The organism is Nostoc sp. EspVER01, assembly GCF_034530635.1.
Lineage (GTDB): Bacteria > Cyanobacteriota > Cyanobacteriia > Cyanobacteriales > Nostocaceae > Nostoc.
Genome location: NZ_JAVRCS010000021.1, coordinates 77500 through 94214 on the forward strand (window position 1 = coordinate 77500; position 16715 = coordinate 94214).

21 protein-coding genes are annotated in these 16715 nt (G+C 39.8%); 19 read left to right on the forward strand and 2 right to left on the reverse strand.

All coding sequences use genetic code 11. The features are described 5' to 3' along the window. Window positions 1–85 precede the first annotated feature (85 nt). The 12 genes from RMX69_RS18385 to RMX69_RS18440 all read left to right on the forward strand — a co-directional run bounded on the left by RMX69_RS18385 (window position 86) and on the right by RMX69_RS18440 (window position 9847). The gene (locus tag RMX69_RS18385) at window positions 86–940 is read left to right on the forward strand and encodes a uroporphyrinogen-III synthase (RefSeq protein ID WP_322638306.1); all 855 of its coding nucleotides are present in this window, start codon (window positions 86–88) and stop codon (window positions 938–940) included. 103 nt (window positions 941–1043) lie between these two features. Next, complete coding sequence (locus RMX69_RS18390) at window positions 1044–1343, forward strand: 2Fe-2S iron-sulfur cluster-binding protein (protein ID WP_289799561.1); 300 nt, start codon at window positions 1044–1046, stop codon at window positions 1341–1343. Between the two features lie 75 nt (window positions 1344–1418). Continuing rightward, window positions 1419–1571 (forward strand): hypothetical protein, encoded by a 153-nt coding sequence (locus RMX69_RS18395; RefSeq protein ID WP_289799560.1) that lies wholly within the window; start codon window positions 1419–1421, stop codon window positions 1569–1571. A 71-nt stretch (window positions 1572–1642) separates the two neighbouring features. Then, window positions 1643–2068 carry an endonuclease domain-containing protein gene (locus RMX69_RS18400; RefSeq protein ID WP_322638307.1) on the forward strand — a complete coding sequence of 142 codons (426 nt, stop codon included), beginning with the start codon at window positions 1643–1645 and terminating at the stop codon, window positions 2066–2068. Window positions 2069–2102: 34 nt separating this feature from the next. Continuing rightward, window positions 2103–2879 (forward strand): class I SAM-dependent methyltransferase, encoded by a 777-nt coding sequence (locus RMX69_RS18405; protein WP_289799558.1) that lies wholly within the window; start codon window positions 2103–2105, stop codon window positions 2877–2879. Window positions 2880–3056: 177 nt separating this feature from the next. After that, a complete protein-coding gene (locus tag RMX69_RS18410) occupies window positions 3057–3755 on the forward strand; it encodes a glutathione binding-like protein (protein ID WP_289799557.1) in 699 nt (232 codons plus the stop codon). Window positions 3756–4459: 704 nt separating this feature from the next. Beyond that, on the forward strand, window positions 4460–4588 hold the full coding sequence (locus RMX69_RS18415) for a hypothetical protein (RefSeq protein WP_322638308.1): 129 nt from the start codon (window positions 4460–4462) through the stop codon (window positions 4586–4588). 8 nt (window positions 4589–4596) lie between these two features. Beyond that, complete coding sequence (locus RMX69_RS18420; RefSeq protein ID WP_322638309.1) at window positions 4597–5883, forward strand: glycosyltransferase family 2 protein; 1287 nt, start codon at window positions 4597–4599, stop codon at window positions 5881–5883. Between the two features lie 13 nt (window positions 5884–5896). After that, entirely contained in the window at window positions 5897–6097 is a 201-nt protein-coding gene (locus tag RMX69_RS18425) for an element excision factor XisH family protein (RefSeq protein ID WP_289799554.1), read from the forward strand. After that, window positions 6085–6420, forward strand: coding sequence for a XisI protein (locus tag RMX69_RS18430; RefSeq protein ID WP_322638310.1), 336 nt, complete (start codon window positions 6085–6087; stop codon window positions 6418–6420). Before RMX69_RS18425 ends, RMX69_RS18430 begins: the two co-directional genes overlap by 13 nt. 150 nt (window positions 6421–6570) lie before the next feature. Continuing rightward, entirely contained in the window at window positions 6571–8043 is a 1473-nt protein-coding gene (locus RMX69_RS18435) for a Fic family protein (RefSeq protein WP_289799552.1), read from the forward strand. A gap of 97 nt (window positions 8044–8140) precedes the next feature. Further along, complete coding sequence (locus RMX69_RS18440) at window positions 8141–9847, forward strand: D-aminoacylase (protein WP_322638311.1); 1707 nt, start codon at window positions 8141–8143, stop codon at window positions 9845–9847. Window positions 9848–9910: 63 nt separating this feature from the next. Here RMX69_RS18440 and RMX69_RS18445 read toward each other — a convergent pair whose 3' ends face one another. After that, the gene (locus tag RMX69_RS18445) at window positions 9911–10225 is read right to left on the reverse strand and encodes a helix-turn-helix transcriptional regulator (protein WP_322638312.1); all 315 of its coding nucleotides are present in this window, start codon (window positions 10223–10225) and stop codon (window positions 9911–9913) included. Window positions 10226–10235: 10 nt separating this feature from the next. Then, entirely contained in the window at window positions 10236–10571 is a 336-nt protein-coding gene (locus RMX69_RS18450) for a type II toxin-antitoxin system RelE/ParE family toxin (protein WP_322638313.1), read from the reverse strand. Window positions 10572–10935: 364 nt separating this feature from the next. Between RMX69_RS18450 and RMX69_RS18455 the strand changes: the two genes are divergently transcribed. From RMX69_RS18455 to RMX69_RS18485, 7 genes are all read left to right on the forward strand, one after another. Beyond that, window positions 10936–11847 (forward strand): restriction endonuclease, encoded by a 912-nt coding sequence (locus RMX69_RS18455; RefSeq protein WP_289799548.1) that lies wholly within the window; start codon window positions 10936–10938, stop codon window positions 11845–11847. Between the two features lie 106 nt (window positions 11848–11953). Beyond that, the gene (locus tag RMX69_RS18460) at window positions 11954–12289 is read left to right on the forward strand and encodes a hypothetical protein (protein ID WP_322638336.1); all 336 of its coding nucleotides are present in this window, start codon (window positions 11954–11956) and stop codon (window positions 12287–12289) included. A gap of 35 nt (window positions 12290–12324) precedes the next feature. Continuing rightward, window positions 12325–12747, forward strand: a complete 423-nt coding sequence (locus tag RMX69_RS18465; protein WP_289799547.1) for an Mpo1-like protein — start codon at window positions 12325–12327, stop codon at window positions 12745–12747. After that, window positions 12731–13735: an aromatic ring-hydroxylating dioxygenase subunit alpha gene (locus tag RMX69_RS18470; protein WP_322638314.1), complete on the forward strand. Its 1005-nt coding sequence runs from the start codon at window positions 12731–12733 to the stop codon at window positions 13733–13735. The genes RMX69_RS18465 and RMX69_RS18470 overlap by 17 nt, the downstream gene beginning before the upstream one ends. 261 nt (window positions 13736–13996) lie before the next feature. Continuing rightward, a complete protein-coding gene (locus RMX69_RS18475; protein WP_322638315.1) occupies window positions 13997–14737 on the forward strand; it encodes a hypothetical protein in 741 nt (246 codons plus the stop codon). Window positions 14738–14742: 5 nt separating this feature from the next. After that, window positions 14743–15804: an aromatic ring-hydroxylating dioxygenase subunit alpha gene (locus RMX69_RS18480; protein WP_322638316.1), complete on the forward strand. Its 1062-nt coding sequence runs from the start codon at window positions 14743–14745 to the stop codon at window positions 15802–15804. Continuing rightward, window positions 15788–16693, forward strand: coding sequence for a ferritin-like domain-containing protein (locus tag RMX69_RS18485; RefSeq protein WP_289799543.1), 906 nt, complete (start codon window positions 15788–15790; stop codon window positions 16691–16693). The genes RMX69_RS18480 and RMX69_RS18485 overlap by 17 nt, the downstream gene beginning before the upstream one ends. Window positions 16694–16715: the final 22 nt, after the last annotated feature.

Below are 16715 nucleotides of genomic sequence, written 5' to 3' on the forward strand. Positions count from 1 at the left end.
AAGCGATGTACATGGTCGGTGAAAGGGAAAATTTCAAGCGTATTGCGTTCTAAGGTGGAATAGCAATGAAATAGGAGATGAACCAATGCACACCGAATCAAGAGAAATCAACCTGTTGACTCCATCTAGAAACTTACCTCTCTATGGCAAAAGAATTTTAGTAACAGCACCGAGAAATTATGCTTATAGGTTATCCGAACAAATCATTAAAAAAGGTGCTTTACCTGTTTTCATGCCTACCATCGAAACCTGCTATTTATCAAAATATACTCAGTTAGATGCAGCTTTAGCCCACATAGACGAATTTGATTGGATTATCTTTACAAGTAGAAATGGCATCACTGCATTTTTTCACCGCATGAATGATTTAAATATTCCCACCTCTGCGGTGGAAAAATGTCACTTATGTGCTTTAGGAAAAGACGCAGAAAGCTTATTGTCTTTTTGTGGCAAGGTAGATTTAATCCCAACCGAACCTAGCCCAGCCGGAATTGTGGCTGAATTAGCGAAACTGCCGCAAATTCATGAGAAAAAAGTGCTGATCCCGGCTCCAGAGGTTGTGGGTTTGTCTGAGCCTGATGTTGTACCCAATTTAATTACAGATTTGCAACAATTGGGCATAAAAGTAACTCGCGTACCCACATATATTACGCAGGGCTTAGATAAAACTATCTACGGTATGGAATTAAACCTGATGCGTGAAGGAATTATTGATGTAATTGCCTTTAGTAGCACGGCGGAAGTAGAAAGCTTTTTGACAATGGTCAACTCACAAAGCGATTATGAACATTGTGTGATTGCATGTTTTGGCCCTTATACAACTGCTAATGCCCAAAAGTTGGGTATGAATGTCTCTATCGTGGCTAGAGATTATAGTTCATTTGAGGGATTTGCTGAAGCGATCGCAGCATTTTTTACTCTTACTTCCAGTTCAGACTAAGCTTTTCAGGATATAGAATAATCAACCAGATTTCACTCTAGACTAGCTGCACATAAACCCGTAGTATCAAAAATGGAGTTTATATTGAGTTAGGAATTTTTACATGGCAACTTACAACGTTACATTGCGTACTCCAGACGGCGAACACATAATTGAAGTCCCTGATGACGAGATCATCTTAGAGGTTGCTAACAATGACTATGATCTTGACTTGCCCTATTCCTGTAGCGCTGGTTCTTGCTCTAGCTGCACCGGCAAGCTGATTTCAGGTACAGTCAACCAAGACGATCAGAACTTCTTAGACGACGATCAAATTAAGGCGGGATTTGTCCTCACCTGCGTTGCTTATGCCACTTCTGACTGTGTAATCGAAACCCATCAAGAGGATGCGCTTCAAGGTTAAGAGGAGTTGAGGGTTGAGGGCGTTGGTATCAACTTAAGCCCAAACCCTTTTCAAATCTCGTTTCTCTGGATGGAAATGCTGCTCATTAGGCTGCTGCCTCCCTTGCTGGGGGTAGCAGCCGTCCATTGTATAGGTTACTTTAAAAAAAGTATCGAAATTAAGCTGCGATCGCAAGTGGGTGTAGATGTGCAGCAACTTTTTGATAATTTGCATTGTCTAAAAGATTAATCAAAACTTATAACCGCTCTAAGTCTGGATAAAAAAGGGGAAAGATAAGGGGACAAATGAGTTTGTTGTAGGTGCAGAATTATGGAATATCAGCCTCACCCCAACCCTCTCCCAAAGGTAGAGGGAGTCAAGAAGAAGAGGAAGAAGAGAATAAATATCAACAAGATTTATCTTGTTCCCCTCTCCCAGAGGGAGAGGGGCTAGGGGTGAGGGCAGAAATCTCTAAATTAGCTGGTAGTAACCGACAAATTCCGAAAGTATTATTAGAACGCGCCCGCAAGTTAAGAAAACAACAAACACCAGCAGAAGAAATATTATGGGAATGTTTAAGAAATAGACGTTTGTTAAATATAAAATTTCGCAGACAACATAATATTGGTAGATATATCACTGATTTTTATTGTCACGAAAAATTACTAATTATTGAATTAGATGGTAGTATTCATGCAAATCAACAGGATGAAGTAAAACTACGTCCGTGGGTAGAGAACTTCTAACCTAAACAATTGTTACAAAAATAGTTTTGCAGGTATGAAAATTGATTTTGGTGCAACTGCTACTGATTATGCAAAACACCGCGCTGGCTTTCCCAGTTCATTATTTAACAAACTGTCTGAATATGGTATAGGTTTACCAGGGCAGAATATTGTTGACCTCGGCACCGGAACAGGAACACTAGCGCGGGGCTTTGCCGATAGAGGTGCTGATGTAATTGCCATAGATCCATCAGCCTCACTTTTAGAACAAGCGAGACTGTTAAGCGAAGCTGTCCAACTGAAAGTAGATTATCGAGTCGCAACTGCCGAGGATACCGAGTTACCAGACGCCAGCGCAGATGTGGTGACAGCTGGACAGTGTTGGCATTGGTTTGACCGTCCACGTGCTGTCCAGGAAATTACTCGTATATTGAGAGTAAATGGCTTGCTCGCGATCGCACATTTTGATTGGATACCCTTAAAAGGTAATGTAGTTCAAGCAACAGAACGACTGATCAAAGCTCATAATCCCGCGTGGAATTTGGACGGCGGTAATGGATTGTATCCCCAGTGGTTACAAGATATTGGCGAAGGAGGATTCCGAGAAATCCGCACATTTTCTTACGATGTATTTGTCTCTTATACACACGAAGACTGGCGGGGACGAATTCGGGCGAGTGCTGGTGTGGGAGCCAGTTTGACACCAGAAAAAGTAGAAGTATTTGACCAGGAATTGGCAACATTGCTCGAAACACAATATCCTACACCAATTCTTCAGGTTCACCATAGAGTTTGGGCTGCGATCGCAAAAGCACCACAATCTAATTCGTAATTCGTAATACAACTCTTGGAGAGGCTGCGCCCGAAGCGTAGCTATGCCGCAGGCTTTACGGCTACGCGGTAGTTGAGCGAAGTCGAAACTCAGTACAAGTTCGCAATTCGTAATTAAGAAATGTCTGGAATACACTATTAACCTACAAAACAATTGCACAATTTTAGGAAAAGAACCATGATTGAACTTTACTATTGGGCAACTCCAAACGGTCATAAAATTACAATTTTCTTGGAAGAAGTAGGCTTACCATACACTATAATTCCTGTGAATATTGCGGCTGGAGATCAATTTAAGCCAGAATTTCTGAAGATTTCTCCTAACAATCGTATGCCTGCGATCGTTGACCACGAACCAGCAGATGGAGGCGCACCAATTTCGATATTTGAGTCTGGGGCAATCTTGCTATATTTGGCAGAAAAAACCGGGAAATTAATCCCCCAAGATTTACGTAATCGCACTCAAGTTTTACAATGGTTGTTCTGGCAAATGGCAGGATTAGGGCCAATGGCGGGACAAAATCATCACTTTAGTACTTATGCTCCCGAAAAGATTGAATATGCCATTAACCGCTACGTGAATGAGACAGGACGCTTATATGCAGTGCTAAATAAGCAACTAGCAGATAAAGAATTTGTGGCTGGCGATTATTCCATCGCCGATATTGCTGCTTATCCCTGGATTGTGCCTCATGAACTCCAAAGTCAAAAACTAGAGGATTTTCCTCATGTTAAACGCTGGTTTGAGGCAATTAAAGCCCGTCCGGCAACAATTCGCGCTTACGAGAAAGCAGAAGCATTCAAAACTGAAGCGCTCGATCCAGATAAGTTACGAGAATTGTTATTTAACCAGTCGGCGAAGACTATTCAGCCTTGAGCCATTTGAATTATCTTGTCACTGTGGCGATCGCTAAGTTAGTTCTAACCCAGATCACCAGTTGCAACTATGAGCAAAGATTTCTCACCATCTTCCTTTCCTCAATTCGGCAAAGTTTAGATTTCTCAGCCTCTTAACTCAATAATCTCATTTTGTAGGGTGTGTTATCGCGTCAGCGTAACGCACCGTCAGAGAATTTCGGTGAGTTAGGAATAAATTCCATAACGCACCCTATTACAGCAGTTTTCTTTTGTATGAGGTACAAAGTCACTGGTTTTGAGGCAGGAGGCAGATCGCTTTTAGCGTCTCCCCTTGGGAGAAGGCAGGAGGCAGGAGGGAGAAGAATAATTTGATTTGTGAATCCTTAGTTCTGTACCTCATTTAGCTGCAAACTGCTGTAAATTAAAGCTTGTGTATGTGCTGGAAAAAATTTATAGAGTGGCGACAGTCGCGGGAGTTGAGATTTTGCGACAGCGCCAACTAAAAGATAGTGTACCAGATTTGCGGTGGGTATCTGCGGAAACCTTCTGCCTGGTTGTTGAGCGACATGCCCTGAGCGTAGTCGTACCCCTCCGGGGAAGAAAGCTACGCGTAGCGTCCCGTAGGGAAGGGAGCCGAAACATTTACTCCTAGGTGATTGTGGAGTTTCGACTACGCTCAACTGCCACTTAGTCGTATTAAGATTAAATCTGTTGAATAACCCAGTGTTGAATGCTGCTCAACAATTGGGGCGGATTCTAGCAGTTGCAGCCGGGGTGGGCGGTTTCGTGCTGGGAGCAGTGACGATGCTATTATTACGTCGCAGGAATAAGCCACGAACCGAAAGGATATAACCAATAAAGTGGGAAGAAGCACCATTAGCTTTCATCGCCGTTTCAAAGCAACCATAGTAGTTTTATTAGTCTGGGGTGGCGTGAGTTTGCTGCACTGGCTACCAAAAACACAATGGTTGATGCTGGGATTAACGGCAATCCTGACTGTGCAAACGTTACGGATGCTGTTAGCTAAACCAGTGGCAGCAGTGATGCAGAATGAGATTTATTTACCGCTAGTCTCGATTTTAGTTCCGGCTAAAAATGAAAGTCTAGTCTTGGCTGATCTAGTTTACAGCTTATGCCAATTGAATTATCCAAGCGATTCCCTAGATATTTGGATTGTTGATGACGGTAGTACCGATGAAACTTACCAGATATTGAGGGAATTACAAACTCAATTTCCAGCTTTACAAGTTCATCGACGGGAATCAAAAGGTGGTAAATCAGGGGCATTGAATGCGGTGTTTCCCTTTACCCAAGGGGAGATTATTCTAGTCTGCGATGCTGATGCTCAATTACCTACCAATTTTCTCCAGCAAACAGTACCTTTGTTCCAGAAGCAAGCGATCGGTGCAGTGCAAGTGCGAAAAGCGATTTCTAATGCTAATACTAACTTCTTAACCCGTTGTCAGCAGATGGAAATGTGCTGTGATAGCTTTTTACAAACCCATCGAATTGCTATCGGTGGAATGTCTGAACTGCGCGGGAATGGGATGTTAGTTCGTCGGGAATTATTAGAAAAGTGTCAAGGTTGGAATGAGAACACTGTCACCGATGATTTGGATCTTTGTTTCAAACTCTATTTAGCAGGTGTGGGAATTGAGTTTGTTACAGTTCCATCAATTCAGGAAGAAGGTGTAACTACTTGGGAAAAACTTTGGCATCAACGCTGTCGTTGGGCTGAAGGTGGCTATCAGCGTTATCTAGATTATTTTCCGCAAATTCTTACTTTAGGTTGGGCAAAAGAAATTGATTTACTATTATTTTTTATATTGCAATTTCTTCTACCAATTGGACTAATTCCCGATTTACTTTGGACTATATTTTATAGCCATCATCCAGTTCTGTTTCCACTCCAGACACTACTCAGCGTCATTCTGACAATTGCCTTTATTGCTGGACTTTACCAATTTCAAAATTTACGAGGATGGTCTCTGCTTTGGGCAACAATTCAAGGCTCATTATACATGGTGCATTGGATTCCTGTGATGATTGTGACGACTTTAAAGATGTGTGTGCAAAAGGAGCGATCGCACTGGGTAAAAACTGAGCATCGTGGTCAAAATTTTGAGAGTGATTCTGTCAACAAATAAAATAACATTTAATATGCCTGCAAACTGCTGTATTCTGTATCGTGCCGTTATCAGTCGCGTAGAACCTGATAGAATATTATACCTCGCAGTGCGCGATAGCGTATTCACAGCTTTATTTGAAGAACCTATTGGTACACTTTTAATAGAAAGTGAAAATCTAAATTTACTTGTTTTCAATCCTGAAACTGAGAGGATTATCCAATGGATACCTTAGATAACTATCGACGCATCATCAAAGAGGTTTTAGTACCTTATACACAAATTCCTTATTCCTACGCAGTTATTGAGTGTAAAACAGTCTTTGATAGTGAAAATGACAGCTATTTGCTGATAACTCTTGGTTGGGACGGTGGTAAAAGAATTCACGGTTGCTTAGTTCATATTGACATTATCGATGGCAAAATCTGGGTACAACGGGATGACACAGAAGATGGTGTTACCTATGAATTAGAAGCTGCCGGAATTTCTAAAGATAAAATTATCTTAGGATTTCACCCGCAAAATGTTAGGCAATATACGGGATATGGCGTTGCATAAGTTTAACGGAGGAAATTGGAATAATTAGCGATGCCTACGGCGGTAAACTACGCACTGAGTAAAAGCTGAACATTGTGGTGGAAATTGTTACAGTGATTATGAAAATAAATAAGGTAAAATTTAAAATTAATTATCAAATATTAATGACTTATGGCATGGCAACCAATAGAAGATATATCATCAAGTTGGCAAAGTTTAGCTAGTTCGGAATTACCGCCTTTAGTCACTGTTTGGAATGAGCAAGCAGAGCGGCTTCGGGCATCTGGTGAGTTTAAAGTTTTCATGGAAAGACTACGCCGCGAAATAGCCATTGAAACTGGAATTATTGAGCGATTATACAACATAGATCGAGGAATAACTCGCCTTTTAATTGAACAAGGAATTAACGAAGCTCTGATTCCTCATGGAGCTACGGATCGTCCTGTAAAACAAGTAGTTTCTTTAATCAGGGATCAGGAAACTGCGATTGAAGGACTGTTTGATTTTGTGGGTGGGCAAAGAAATTTATCAACCTCCTATATAAAGCAGTTACATCAGGTTCTAACTCAGAACCAACAATATACAGAGGCTTTAGTTCCATCGACAGGGGAAATTGTTCGTGTTTCTCTCATAATGGGTGACTGGAAGCGTCTACCTAACAATCCTATGAGACCAGATGGCATTATTCACGAATACTGCCCTCCAGAACAAGTGGCATCTGAAATGGATAGGTTGATTGAATTGCATCATCAACATCGAAATCAGCAAATTCCTCCTGAGGTTGAATCAGCTTGGTTGCATCATCGATTTACACAGATTCATCCATTTCAAGATGGAAATGGCCGAGTTGCTCGATGTATTGCCAGCTTAGTTTTTATTCAAGCTGGTTGGTTTCCCCTAGTTCTTACTCGTGATGATCGTGCAGATTACATTGCAGCTTTAGAGCAGGCAGACCAAGGCAATTTGTCAAAATTGATTGCTCTGTTTGCCAAGAGCCAAAAGCAAGCTTTCATCCGCAGTCTTGGCTTATCAGAACAAGTCTTATCAGAATCCCGACGTACTCAGGTTATTATTGCTTCCATTGCTGAAAAGCTGAAGCAAAACCAATCAGCATCTATTCAAGAGCGCAGTCGAAAAGTTGAATATTTTGCTTCAAAGTTATTTGAGATAGCCTCTAATCGCTCACAAGATGTTGCCAATGAAATAAAGTTATCCGTACAAAATTTATTTGATGATGCTGATGCTTTTATAATTAGTGCGCCTGCTGGTGATAGTCGTTCATATTACCACCGCTACCAAATTGTAGAGACGGCTAAACAGTTAAGATACTTTGCTAATCTTCGTAATCATAACTATCATAGCTGGATACAATTAGTTATTAATATAGGAATATCAACAACAATTTTGCTTTCTTTTCATGTTCTTGGACATGAGTATCGTGGCTTGCTTGTCTGTTCCGCATGTGCATACCACAGAGACAATGCAGAAGATGGTGAGCGCAATATTAGTGACATTCAAGCCCTAACAGATTCTCCGTTCCAGTTCTCTTATGCTGATGAAGAGGGTAATCTAACAGAGCGTTTTAAGCAGTGGTTAGAAGATGTGATTGTAACCGGTTTGGAATATTGGAACAAGAGTCTCTGAAAGCAATTTCTACGAGGGGCTACGCCATTTCCAATAAATTCCCAGCCTATAATTGCCCTAAACAGATCCAATAACAACCAAAAGGCAACAAAGAATCATGTTGGATTTGCTGATTCAAAACGGGTTAGTTTTCGATGGCTTAGGCTCTCCACCTGTGTGCGGAGATATCGGCATTCAAAATGGACAGATTGTTACCCTTGCACCCTCCTTAACTAACCTAGCGCGTGAGGTGGTTGATGCTTCTGGGTTATGGGTGACACCGGGATTTATAGATATTCATACTCATTACGATTTAGAGTTAGAAATCGCACCAGGATTGAGCGAATCAGTTCGTCATGGTGTTACTAGCGTGGTTATTGGTAACTGTAGCTTGTCTGTTGCGATCGCAGAACCGCAAATCCTGGCTGATATTTTTCAGAGAGTAGAAACACTTTCTCATCGGCTGATTGCAAAATGGCTACAAAAGTCGGTTTCCTGGCAAACACCAGCAGAATATTTACAGCATTTGCAACAGTTACCCCTTGGCCCCAATGTTGCCCCAATGTTTGGACACAGTGCCTTACGCGCTTATGTGATGGGGTTAGAACGCAGTTTAACGGTTCAGCCGACAAAATTTGAACTAAAACTTATGCAGCGCATAGCCAGAGATGCAATAGATGCTGGCTTTATTGGCATTTCTATTGATATGTTTCCCTGGCATCGGATGAGCGGAGAGTGGCAAGGTTGTACAATTCCCTCTCAACACGCCAAATTTAAAGAATATGCGATGTTGGCGGATTTGTGTCGGCGTAGCCAACGCGTTTTTCAAGTCACACCCAACTTACAACGACTTGCTTCCTTTGTGGATATTCTGCGGATGGGTTCAGGGATTGGACAAAAACCACTGCGGCTAACCGTCCTCTCAGCCTTAGATGCCGTACACGATCGCAAATTATGGCGAATATTTTCCCCCTTACTTTTTATTTGGAATCGGCTTCTAAATGGGAATGTGCGCTTTCAAACCCTAACTGAACCCTTCACCATTTACTCAGATGGATCTGTGACTCCCCTATTTGAAGAATTTTCCACAGGCGCACAACTCAATGGCTGTCAGTCACGAGAAGAAAGACAACAACTATGGGCATCGGAAATTTTTCGTCGTCAGTTTCGCCAAGAATGGCTCAGTAAACGGCGTAAATCATTCCATCGTCAGTTAGATTTGATGGAAGTTATTCACTGTCCCGAAGCAAGTTGGCAAGGGTTAAGTTTTGCCCAAATTGCGAGTCAAAAGCAACAAGAACCAGTAGATTTATTTATCCACGCATTACAAAAATACGATACAGATTTACGTTGGGTAGCCACAGGAGCGAACGATCGCCTAAAACCCCGTTTAGCGATGATGAAGCATCCTCATATTTTGCCTGGTTTTACCGATGCTGGCGCTCACGTGCGTAACCTGGGCTACTATGATGGAGCTTTGTCTTTGCTCAAACAAGCAGTTGCAACCAAGTTCCTTTCACCGGAAGCTGCAATTTGCCGCGTTACCGGAGAACCTGCTGGTTGGTTTCGTCTTGATACGGGAGTTCTGAAAGTTGGTGCGAAAGCGGATATAGTTTTACTCGATCCCAATGCTTTAAATCAGCCAATTAGCCCGCAGGTGCAGATATCAGATCCGGTTTTAGATGGCGAACCTCGGATGGTTAAGCGTGGTTCGGATGAGATTGTGCAAGCAGTTTATATTAATGGGGTTCGGGTGGTTTGTGGGGGTGAAGTGAGCGATCGCTTGGGGCGTGAAAAGTTGGGAACTGTTTTGTTTCCTGTTTGAATTATCTCACGCAGAGGCGCAGAGGTGCGGAGATAAGTTTGAGAGGGGAGCATTGAATTGCTTTTACTCCACATCAGCAATGACTTGTCCAATATCTTGAGGAGTTGCACCTGTTGCTAACATTGCCCGAATCAACAATTCAATTGATACTGAAGCATCGCCATTTTCAGCTTTAGCAATCCGAGGTTGGCTAGAACTAATCTTAGTAGCGAGTTCACTTTGAGTCATCAGTTTTTGCCGACGCTCTTTCAAGTTTTGGCTGAGAGCTAGCTTAATTTCAACAAAGATAGTTTCTTCGGGTGTTAACTCCAAAAAATCTGAAACTGTGCCAATTTTCCAGCCTTTAGATTCCAAACGTTCTCTCTTAGCTCGATCCATCGCATTACTCCTATTGATCGGTATCATATTTGCTCAGACGCTTTTTGCAAATCTCAATTACGTTTTTGGATGTTGTTCTGGTTGTTTTATTAAAAACTTCAACAATCAAGATTGTGTCGTCATCAATTCGATAAATGATTCTCCAGTTTTTATCTGTATCTCTAATACGTAATTTATAACAGTGAATTCCTATACTTGGCATAGGGCGTGAATGTGGCAACCCAACGGATTCACCTTCCTGTAATTGTCTGAGCAGAACACCTGTTTCTATGCGTGCTTCTTGAGTGAAAGGTGGGGTTTTAACTTCACCATGTAACCAAACTAAAGGTTTACTTTGATCTCCCATACTGTATTTATATCATATCTGATATATCGATATAATATACCGATTAAAGGGAACTTATATTAATGGGATTCAGCTTCTTTGTGTGGGCAAGGTGAGCGATCGCCTGGGGCGTGAAAAGTTGGGAACTGTTTTGTCTCCTTGTTGAAGTATGTCACGCACAGACCAGAGGCGCAAAGATAAGTTTGAGAGTTTAGCATTATGCTAAAAATCTTAGTTCTGGTTCGATAATTAGGTTATAGTTCAATTGAGCAAGAAAAAAGCCTAATAAAAACTTACCTGACAAAAACTTTTTCGAGGTATGTCAGCAAAAACAAAGCATAGACAGACAAATAACTTTCATGTTTACTTTTAGATTCGATACAAAATGTCAGACTTAACAAGTATTGAAAAACTTAAGTTAGAAAAGCTGCTCGAAATGGGTGGTGGTTATATACTAGATTTTTCAAACAGAACCTTTCAGGAATTTATCTTAGAAAGCTTGAACATCGATATATATGATGAAAAATATAATTATCAAAGTGGCTCAAAAGCAAATCGATTAAGAAAATTTTGGAAAGAAGAACCTAATCCTATAGTAGGACAGTTACTAGAAAAATTATTAGAATATTGGAGTACGAAGAAGTTAATAGCTAATCAAGTTGTTAGCTATGAAAATAAAAACTTATTTGACGAATGTGAAAAAATTGCTAAAAGATTAAAAGAAGGTATTACAAGAAAATGTGATGAAGATTATTTAAAGAAAGAGCAATTTTCTTTGCTTCTATCTAAGCTGTTGTCAGAATTCGATAAGTTTGCAGGTTTAACAAATTCGGAAGATAAAAATAAACGAGGATTCTTACTTGAAGATTTACTAGAACGTATTTTTTCTCTTTATGAGATCCCAACTCAAAAGAGCTTTAAGAGGAATGAAGGTGGTGAACAAATAGACGGTGCATTTAAGCTTGAAAGCTGGTACTACTTAGTTGAATGCAAATGGACTCAAAGTCTAACAGATATACGGCAACTTGATAGCCTTTATGGTAAAATTAGTAGATCGGGTAAGCAGACATTAGGCTTGTTTCTGTCAATTAATGGTTGGTCAAAAAATGTATGCCCATTACTAAAGCAGAATTACGATAAATCAATTATTTTGATGGATGGTTATGATTTACGATGTGTTCTTGTCGAGCATAATCACTTGGATTTGAAGGATTTACTTTTGAAAAAGTTGGAGTGCTTAAATTTTGAAGGAGAACCATTTTATAGTGCAGCACAATTATTGGAAAATAACCAATAGTTCTAAATTTGGTAAAAAGTGTGATCGCTGATTAGGAATGTTAGGCTTAATTCGGGATAAAAGTTAGTATCTCTTGAAGTGACTCTATCTAAATAGAGGTTGATGTATGGAATTACGTCCAATTAGAACCCAAGCTGACTATCAGGAAGCTCTTCGAGAAATTGAGTTGCTGTTTGATACTGTCGCTAATACACCTGAATGCGATCGATTAGATGTGCTAAGTACCTTAGTAGAAGGTTGCGAAAAGGCACATTTTCCTATTGAAAAACCCGATCCTATCGATGTAAAACTCCAGATCGAAAAAGACAAGCTACAGGCAAGCAGTAGTATAAACATAAATAAAGAAACAGAAAATGAAAAAGTTCTATGTCCTCATTGTCAGCGCACTGCTACGAACGGTATTAAATGTAAAGGTATTTGTGTGGCCGATAATGACTATTGATGTATAAAATATATCCCTTTTTCACAAACTCTCTTATGAGTAATATCAATTCTAATCCTCAACAAAGCTTGAGAAATCGGATTAATAATCAAATTCTGGATCATCCTTTTACAGAGTATTGGGATATTTTTATTCTTAAACATCAACATCCAATTAATATTACTCTCCACATTCTAGGAATATTCTTTTTTTACAGTTTACTTTTTTATACTTGGAAATTGCAAAACTTTTGGTTACTCTTAGCCTTACCATTAACTCAATTATTGGGATTAACTGGACATTTTTTATTTGAGCGTAGCCATATTGATTTACAAGATGCTGTATTTTCTTGGCGGGCTTCTTATTGTTTAGGTAAAATGTTATTTAGAATTTTGACGGGTAAATATCGAGATGATATTCGCCAACGGCAAGAAATATTAAATAATTATCTATCAAACAATTATGCAAATATTCAATAATTGGAATGTAATTGCTAAGGGTTGGTATATTGCCTGTCCTAGTGATGAAATCCCTAAAAAAACAGCAAAATCTGTAGAAGTATGCGGTCATAAGATTGCCATTTTTAGAGGTGAAGATGGGCAAGTACGGGCTTTGGATGCTTACTGCCCTCATTTGGGGACAGATTTAGGAATTGGGAAGGTTGATGGTAATTGGATTCGTTGTGCATTTCATCATTGGGCATTTGATGAAACAGGAATTTGTCAAAATATTCCCTGTCAATCAGAAATTCCTAACCAAGCTAAATTACAAGCTTATGCAACAGAAGAAAAGTATGGATTTATCTGGATTTATCCAGATACTAAAGCACCAGAGGGAGTGGCTGATTTTGATGATTTGAAGGGAAAAGAAATTGTTGCACAAGCTGATATTGCATTTGAAAGAAGTTGCCACCATCATATTTGTATGATGAATGGGATTGATGCTCAACATTTAAAAACAATTCATCATTTAGATATCAAAATGGATCTATCCCTACATCGCAGCGAATTAGGGACGCAAATCGACTTTACTATGCGGGGACAATTCCCCAAAACTACCTTTCGAGAACAATTAGGTCAAAGATTTCTTGGTTCTTCATATCAGTATTCAATGCGTTATGCTCATGGCTGCATTGGCTTGTTAACAATGATGAAAGATGTTAGGCTTTTTCCGCCACTGTTTATGATATATGCTTATACTCCAATTGCACCTGGAAGAACGAGAATTCAACCGATTTATGTAACTGAAAAACGTAAAGGTATTGTGGGATATTTGCTGAGTCAGTTTTTGCTATTCTGTACTCGCTTGGCTTACTATATGCTCAGAGATGAGGATGGCAAAATTTACGACAATATTCGCTTTAATCCGAAGTTGCTCCTTAGTATTGATCGGCCATTAGCTGAATATATGGACTATGTAAACCAGCTAAAACCGTCTCGATGGTCAAAAAATAGGGGTGTAGAATAGTACATTGGGTTAGCGATCGCGTAACCCAACAAAAGTTTTGGTAATGTTGCGTTTTGTTTCTCAATCTCAATACATCTTAATTATTTTGTAGAGTGGGCGATTTCCATCAACTCTATATTGAGAAGGTGCAAGATGTGAATATAGAATTGTAACGTAAATAACCATTCTGGAATCTGTCACATTACACCGTAAATTTACCATAATGGTCGATAAAGTTTTAATTAAATATAATACAAATCGAATTTAAGTAATTTACGAGTAATGAAGAGTTTGCTGATTCCTGTTGAAAATTTGCAGCGAAGCGATCGCACCGCCATGTATGCGTTGCTGCAAAATCACTTTAAAGGTATAACCTGGGATGGCTTTCTAGTCGATTTAGAGCGCAAAAACTGGGTTTTGTTGTTGAGAGATGAAACATCCAACGCACTTAAAGGATTTTCAACTCTGATGTTATGCCAAAAGACTTTTTTGGGAGAAAAAATTAGTGTGGTGTATTCCGGCGACACTATTGTTGATCCTAGTGCTTGGTCGAGTACAACACTACCACGTAGTTGGATTGCCGCCATCAACTTTCTGCATCAACACTATGCAGCAAATAAACTTTACTGGCTGCTAATTTGCTCTGGTTTTCGCACTTATCGTTTTCTCCCTACTTTTTGGCAAGATTTCTACCCCCGTTATGATGTCACAACACCTACTGATGTTAAGCATTTAATGGGTAATTTGGCACAGGAATATTATGGTAGCTTATATCAAGAAGCAAGTGGTATTGTCCGATTTCCGCATCCCCAAATTTTACGGGAGGGGTTGATTGAAATTCCATCAGGACGACAAACTAATCCCCATATCCAATTTTTTGAGGCAAAAAATCCCGATTATCGGTTAGGGAATGAATTAGTTTGTTTAACTGAAATTAATTATGACAATCTCACCCGTTCTGGACAACGGATGTGGAAGTCAGAATCATCATTAAAATTTGTGCAAGATTGTGTTATTGTTTAACTTTTATGCCATCTACCAACCCACACTTAAACTTTAATAACTCAACACAATTTATAGAAGGATGGTACTGGGCATTACCATCAAAAAAATTAAAAATTGGCAAGGTAAAAGCGATAACTTTGCTAGGTAGAAATCTGGCGATTTACCGGGGAGTTAGTGGTCAGGTAGTAGCTATAGATGCTTATTGTCCACACATGGGCGCTCATTTAGCAGAAGGTAAGGTAGAAGATGATGGAATTCGCTGCTTTTTTCATAATTGGAAGTATGACAGTCGCGGAATTTGTGTAGATGTTCCTTCTATCGGAAAACCGCTACCTGTGTGTATTAAAACTTGGCATACGGCAGAAAAGTACGGCATGATTTGGGTTTGGGTGGGAGAAGAAAAGCCAAGTTCGCTGCCTTTTGTACCAGAGTTAGAACAGGCAGATTGCGATTATACATTGGGAACTCGATTTGTCAAAAACTGTCATCCCAATGTCTTACTAATTAATGCGATTGATGCTCACCATTTCAATACAGTACACAATCTGCCCTTAGAGATTGTATTTGATTCTCAAAACCTCAACCCTAACGCTATTAGCTTCAGCAACACTACACGAGGAGGTGATGATTCTTGGTTAATTCGCCTGATTCGTCCTTTATATTGCAACGAAGTTACTTATAGTATGTGTTACTGGTATGGCAGCACTGGAACTGTGACGCTAGGCCCGGATTTTCTGCATTTCTACATTATATTTACACTGCGAATGATCGAAGGTGGTAAAACTGAAGGGCAAACAATTCTTGTGACTCCTAAGCGTTCGGGATTTTGGGGATGGGTTTTAAATCGTGGTTTATTATGGTTAACTCAGCAGGTTGGTAATTACTTCGCAAAAGGGGATACGCAGGTATTTCAGACAATTCAGTTTGATTTGAAAACTCCTACTAAAGCAGATCAATCTATTCTGCAATTTATTCAGCACGTTAATCAACAGAAAGCTTTAACCTGGGGAACTTGGGAAACTATTAATTATCAAAATGTTCAAACCCTATCAACACCTAGCCCTGAACATGGATTCAAAATATAACATTGTCGGTTTTGATCTCCCACACACAGATTATGATGACCGTTTGCGACGGATATTAACAGCAGCATTACCCAATCAGAATAATTATGCTAATTACCCAAAATTAAATTATTGGGATGCGGAATTTTTCAATTTACATCAAGTTAAAGTTTTTCAACAATCTAATATTAATGAACAATCAGCTATTTTGGAACTTGCCAACCGCAGTTTCTTAGAAGAATCATATTTCATTGAGAAAGCAGGTGTTGGCTACATGGCAAAAATGGTATTGTTTGCAGAAACAGTTGAAGAGCGAATGCTTTATGCATTGTTTACGGCTGATGAAGCTACCCACCTTCACCAAATTAGCCATTTTTTACCAGCAATGGAAGTAACTAGTACGGACGATCCGTTTTTGCGCTTATTATCAGAAGTGGTTGAAAGTGCAGATAAAACAGTTTTATTGTTTGTGCTGCAAGTGGTTTTAGAAGGATGGGGTTTAAGCCATTATCGGCGTTTAGCTAAGGAATGTCGCCATCCAGTTTTAGCAGAACTTTTTTCCAGTTTTTTACAATCTGAATCTCGTCATCACGCTACGGGAACCACCTTGTTTAATCAAACTTCTGTTTCAGCATTGAGTCAAACAACAATTCTCGATGTATTGGCACAGTTTTTGTTTATGGTACAGGTGGGGCCACAAAGTGTACTAGCAGCAGTTGAACAAGTGAAAGGACATCTGACGCGATCGCAAAAAATCCAAATTCTAGAAGAACTGGATACCGAAACCCATAGTGGAACCCGATTACAAATATTGCGATCGCTCATGGGGATAAAATCAGCCCAGTCTATCCTGCAAAATTTAGAAGAACGCGGAGCCTTTGAACCACTCCCCGCTCATCAATGTGTGTAATCAATATCAATCTTATCTCTGC

Bases quoted from the DNA above. Each gene is read 5' to 3' on its own strand.
- RMX69_RS18385 (WP_322638306.1), top strand. From the start codon at position 86: ATGCACACCGAATCAAGAGAAATCAACCTGTTGACTCCATCTAGAAAC.
- RMX69_RS18390 (WP_289799561.1), top strand. From the start codon at position 1,044: ATGGCAACTTACAACGTTACATTGCGTACTCCAGACGGCGAACACATA.
- RMX69_RS18395 (WP_289799560.1), top strand. From the start codon at position 1,419: ATGCTGCTCATTAGGCTGCTGCCTCCCTTGCTGGGGGTAGCAGCCGTC.
- RMX69_RS18405 (WP_289799558.1), top strand. From the start codon at position 2,103: ATGAAAATTGATTTTGGTGCAACTGCTACTGATTATGCAAAACACCGC.
- RMX69_RS18410 (WP_289799557.1), top strand. From the start codon at position 3,057: ATGATTGAACTTTACTATTGGGCAACTCCAAACGGTCATAAAATTACA.
- RMX69_RS18425 (WP_289799554.1), top strand. From the start codon at position 5,897: ATGCCTGCAAACTGCTGTATTCTGTATCGTGCCGTTATCAGTCGCGTA.
- RMX69_RS18430 (WP_322638310.1), top strand. From the start codon at position 6,085: ATGGATACCTTAGATAACTATCGACGCATCATCAAAGAGGTTTTAGTA.
- RMX69_RS18435 (WP_289799552.1), top strand. From the start codon at position 6,571: ATGGCATGGCAACCAATAGAAGATATATCATCAAGTTGGCAAAGTTTA.
- RMX69_RS18440 (WP_322638311.1), top strand. From the start codon at position 8,141: ATGTTGGATTTGCTGATTCAAAACGGGTTAGTTTTCGATGGCTTAGGC.
- RMX69_RS18445 (WP_322638312.1), bottom strand. From the start codon at position 10,225: ATGGATCGAGCTAAGAGAGAACGTTTGGAATCTAAAGGCTGGAAAATT.
- RMX69_RS18450 (WP_322638313.1), bottom strand. From the start codon at position 10,571: ATGGGAGATCAAAGTAAACCTTTAGTTTGGTTACATGGTGAAGTTAAA.
- RMX69_RS18455 (WP_289799548.1), top strand. From the start codon at position 10,936: ATGTCAGACTTAACAAGTATTGAAAAACTTAAGTTAGAAAAGCTGCTC.
- RMX69_RS18460 (WP_322638336.1), top strand. From the start codon at position 11,954: ATGGAATTACGTCCAATTAGAACCCAAGCTGACTATCAGGAAGCTCTT.
- RMX69_RS18465 (WP_289799547.1), top strand. From the start codon at position 12,325: ATGAGTAATATCAATTCTAATCCTCAACAAAGCTTGAGAAATCGGATT.
- RMX69_RS18470 (WP_322638314.1), top strand. From the start codon at position 12,731: ATGCAAATATTCAATAATTGGAATGTAATTGCTAAGGGTTGGTATATT.
- RMX69_RS18475 (WP_322638315.1), top strand. From the start codon at position 13,997: ATGAAGAGTTTGCTGATTCCTGTTGAAAATTTGCAGCGAAGCGATCGC.
- RMX69_RS18480 (WP_322638316.1), top strand. From the start codon at position 14,743: ATGCCATCTACCAACCCACACTTAAACTTTAATAACTCAACACAATTT.
- RMX69_RS18485 (WP_289799543.1), top strand. From the start codon at position 15,788: ATGGATTCAAAATATAACATTGTCGGTTTTGATCTCCCACACACAGAT.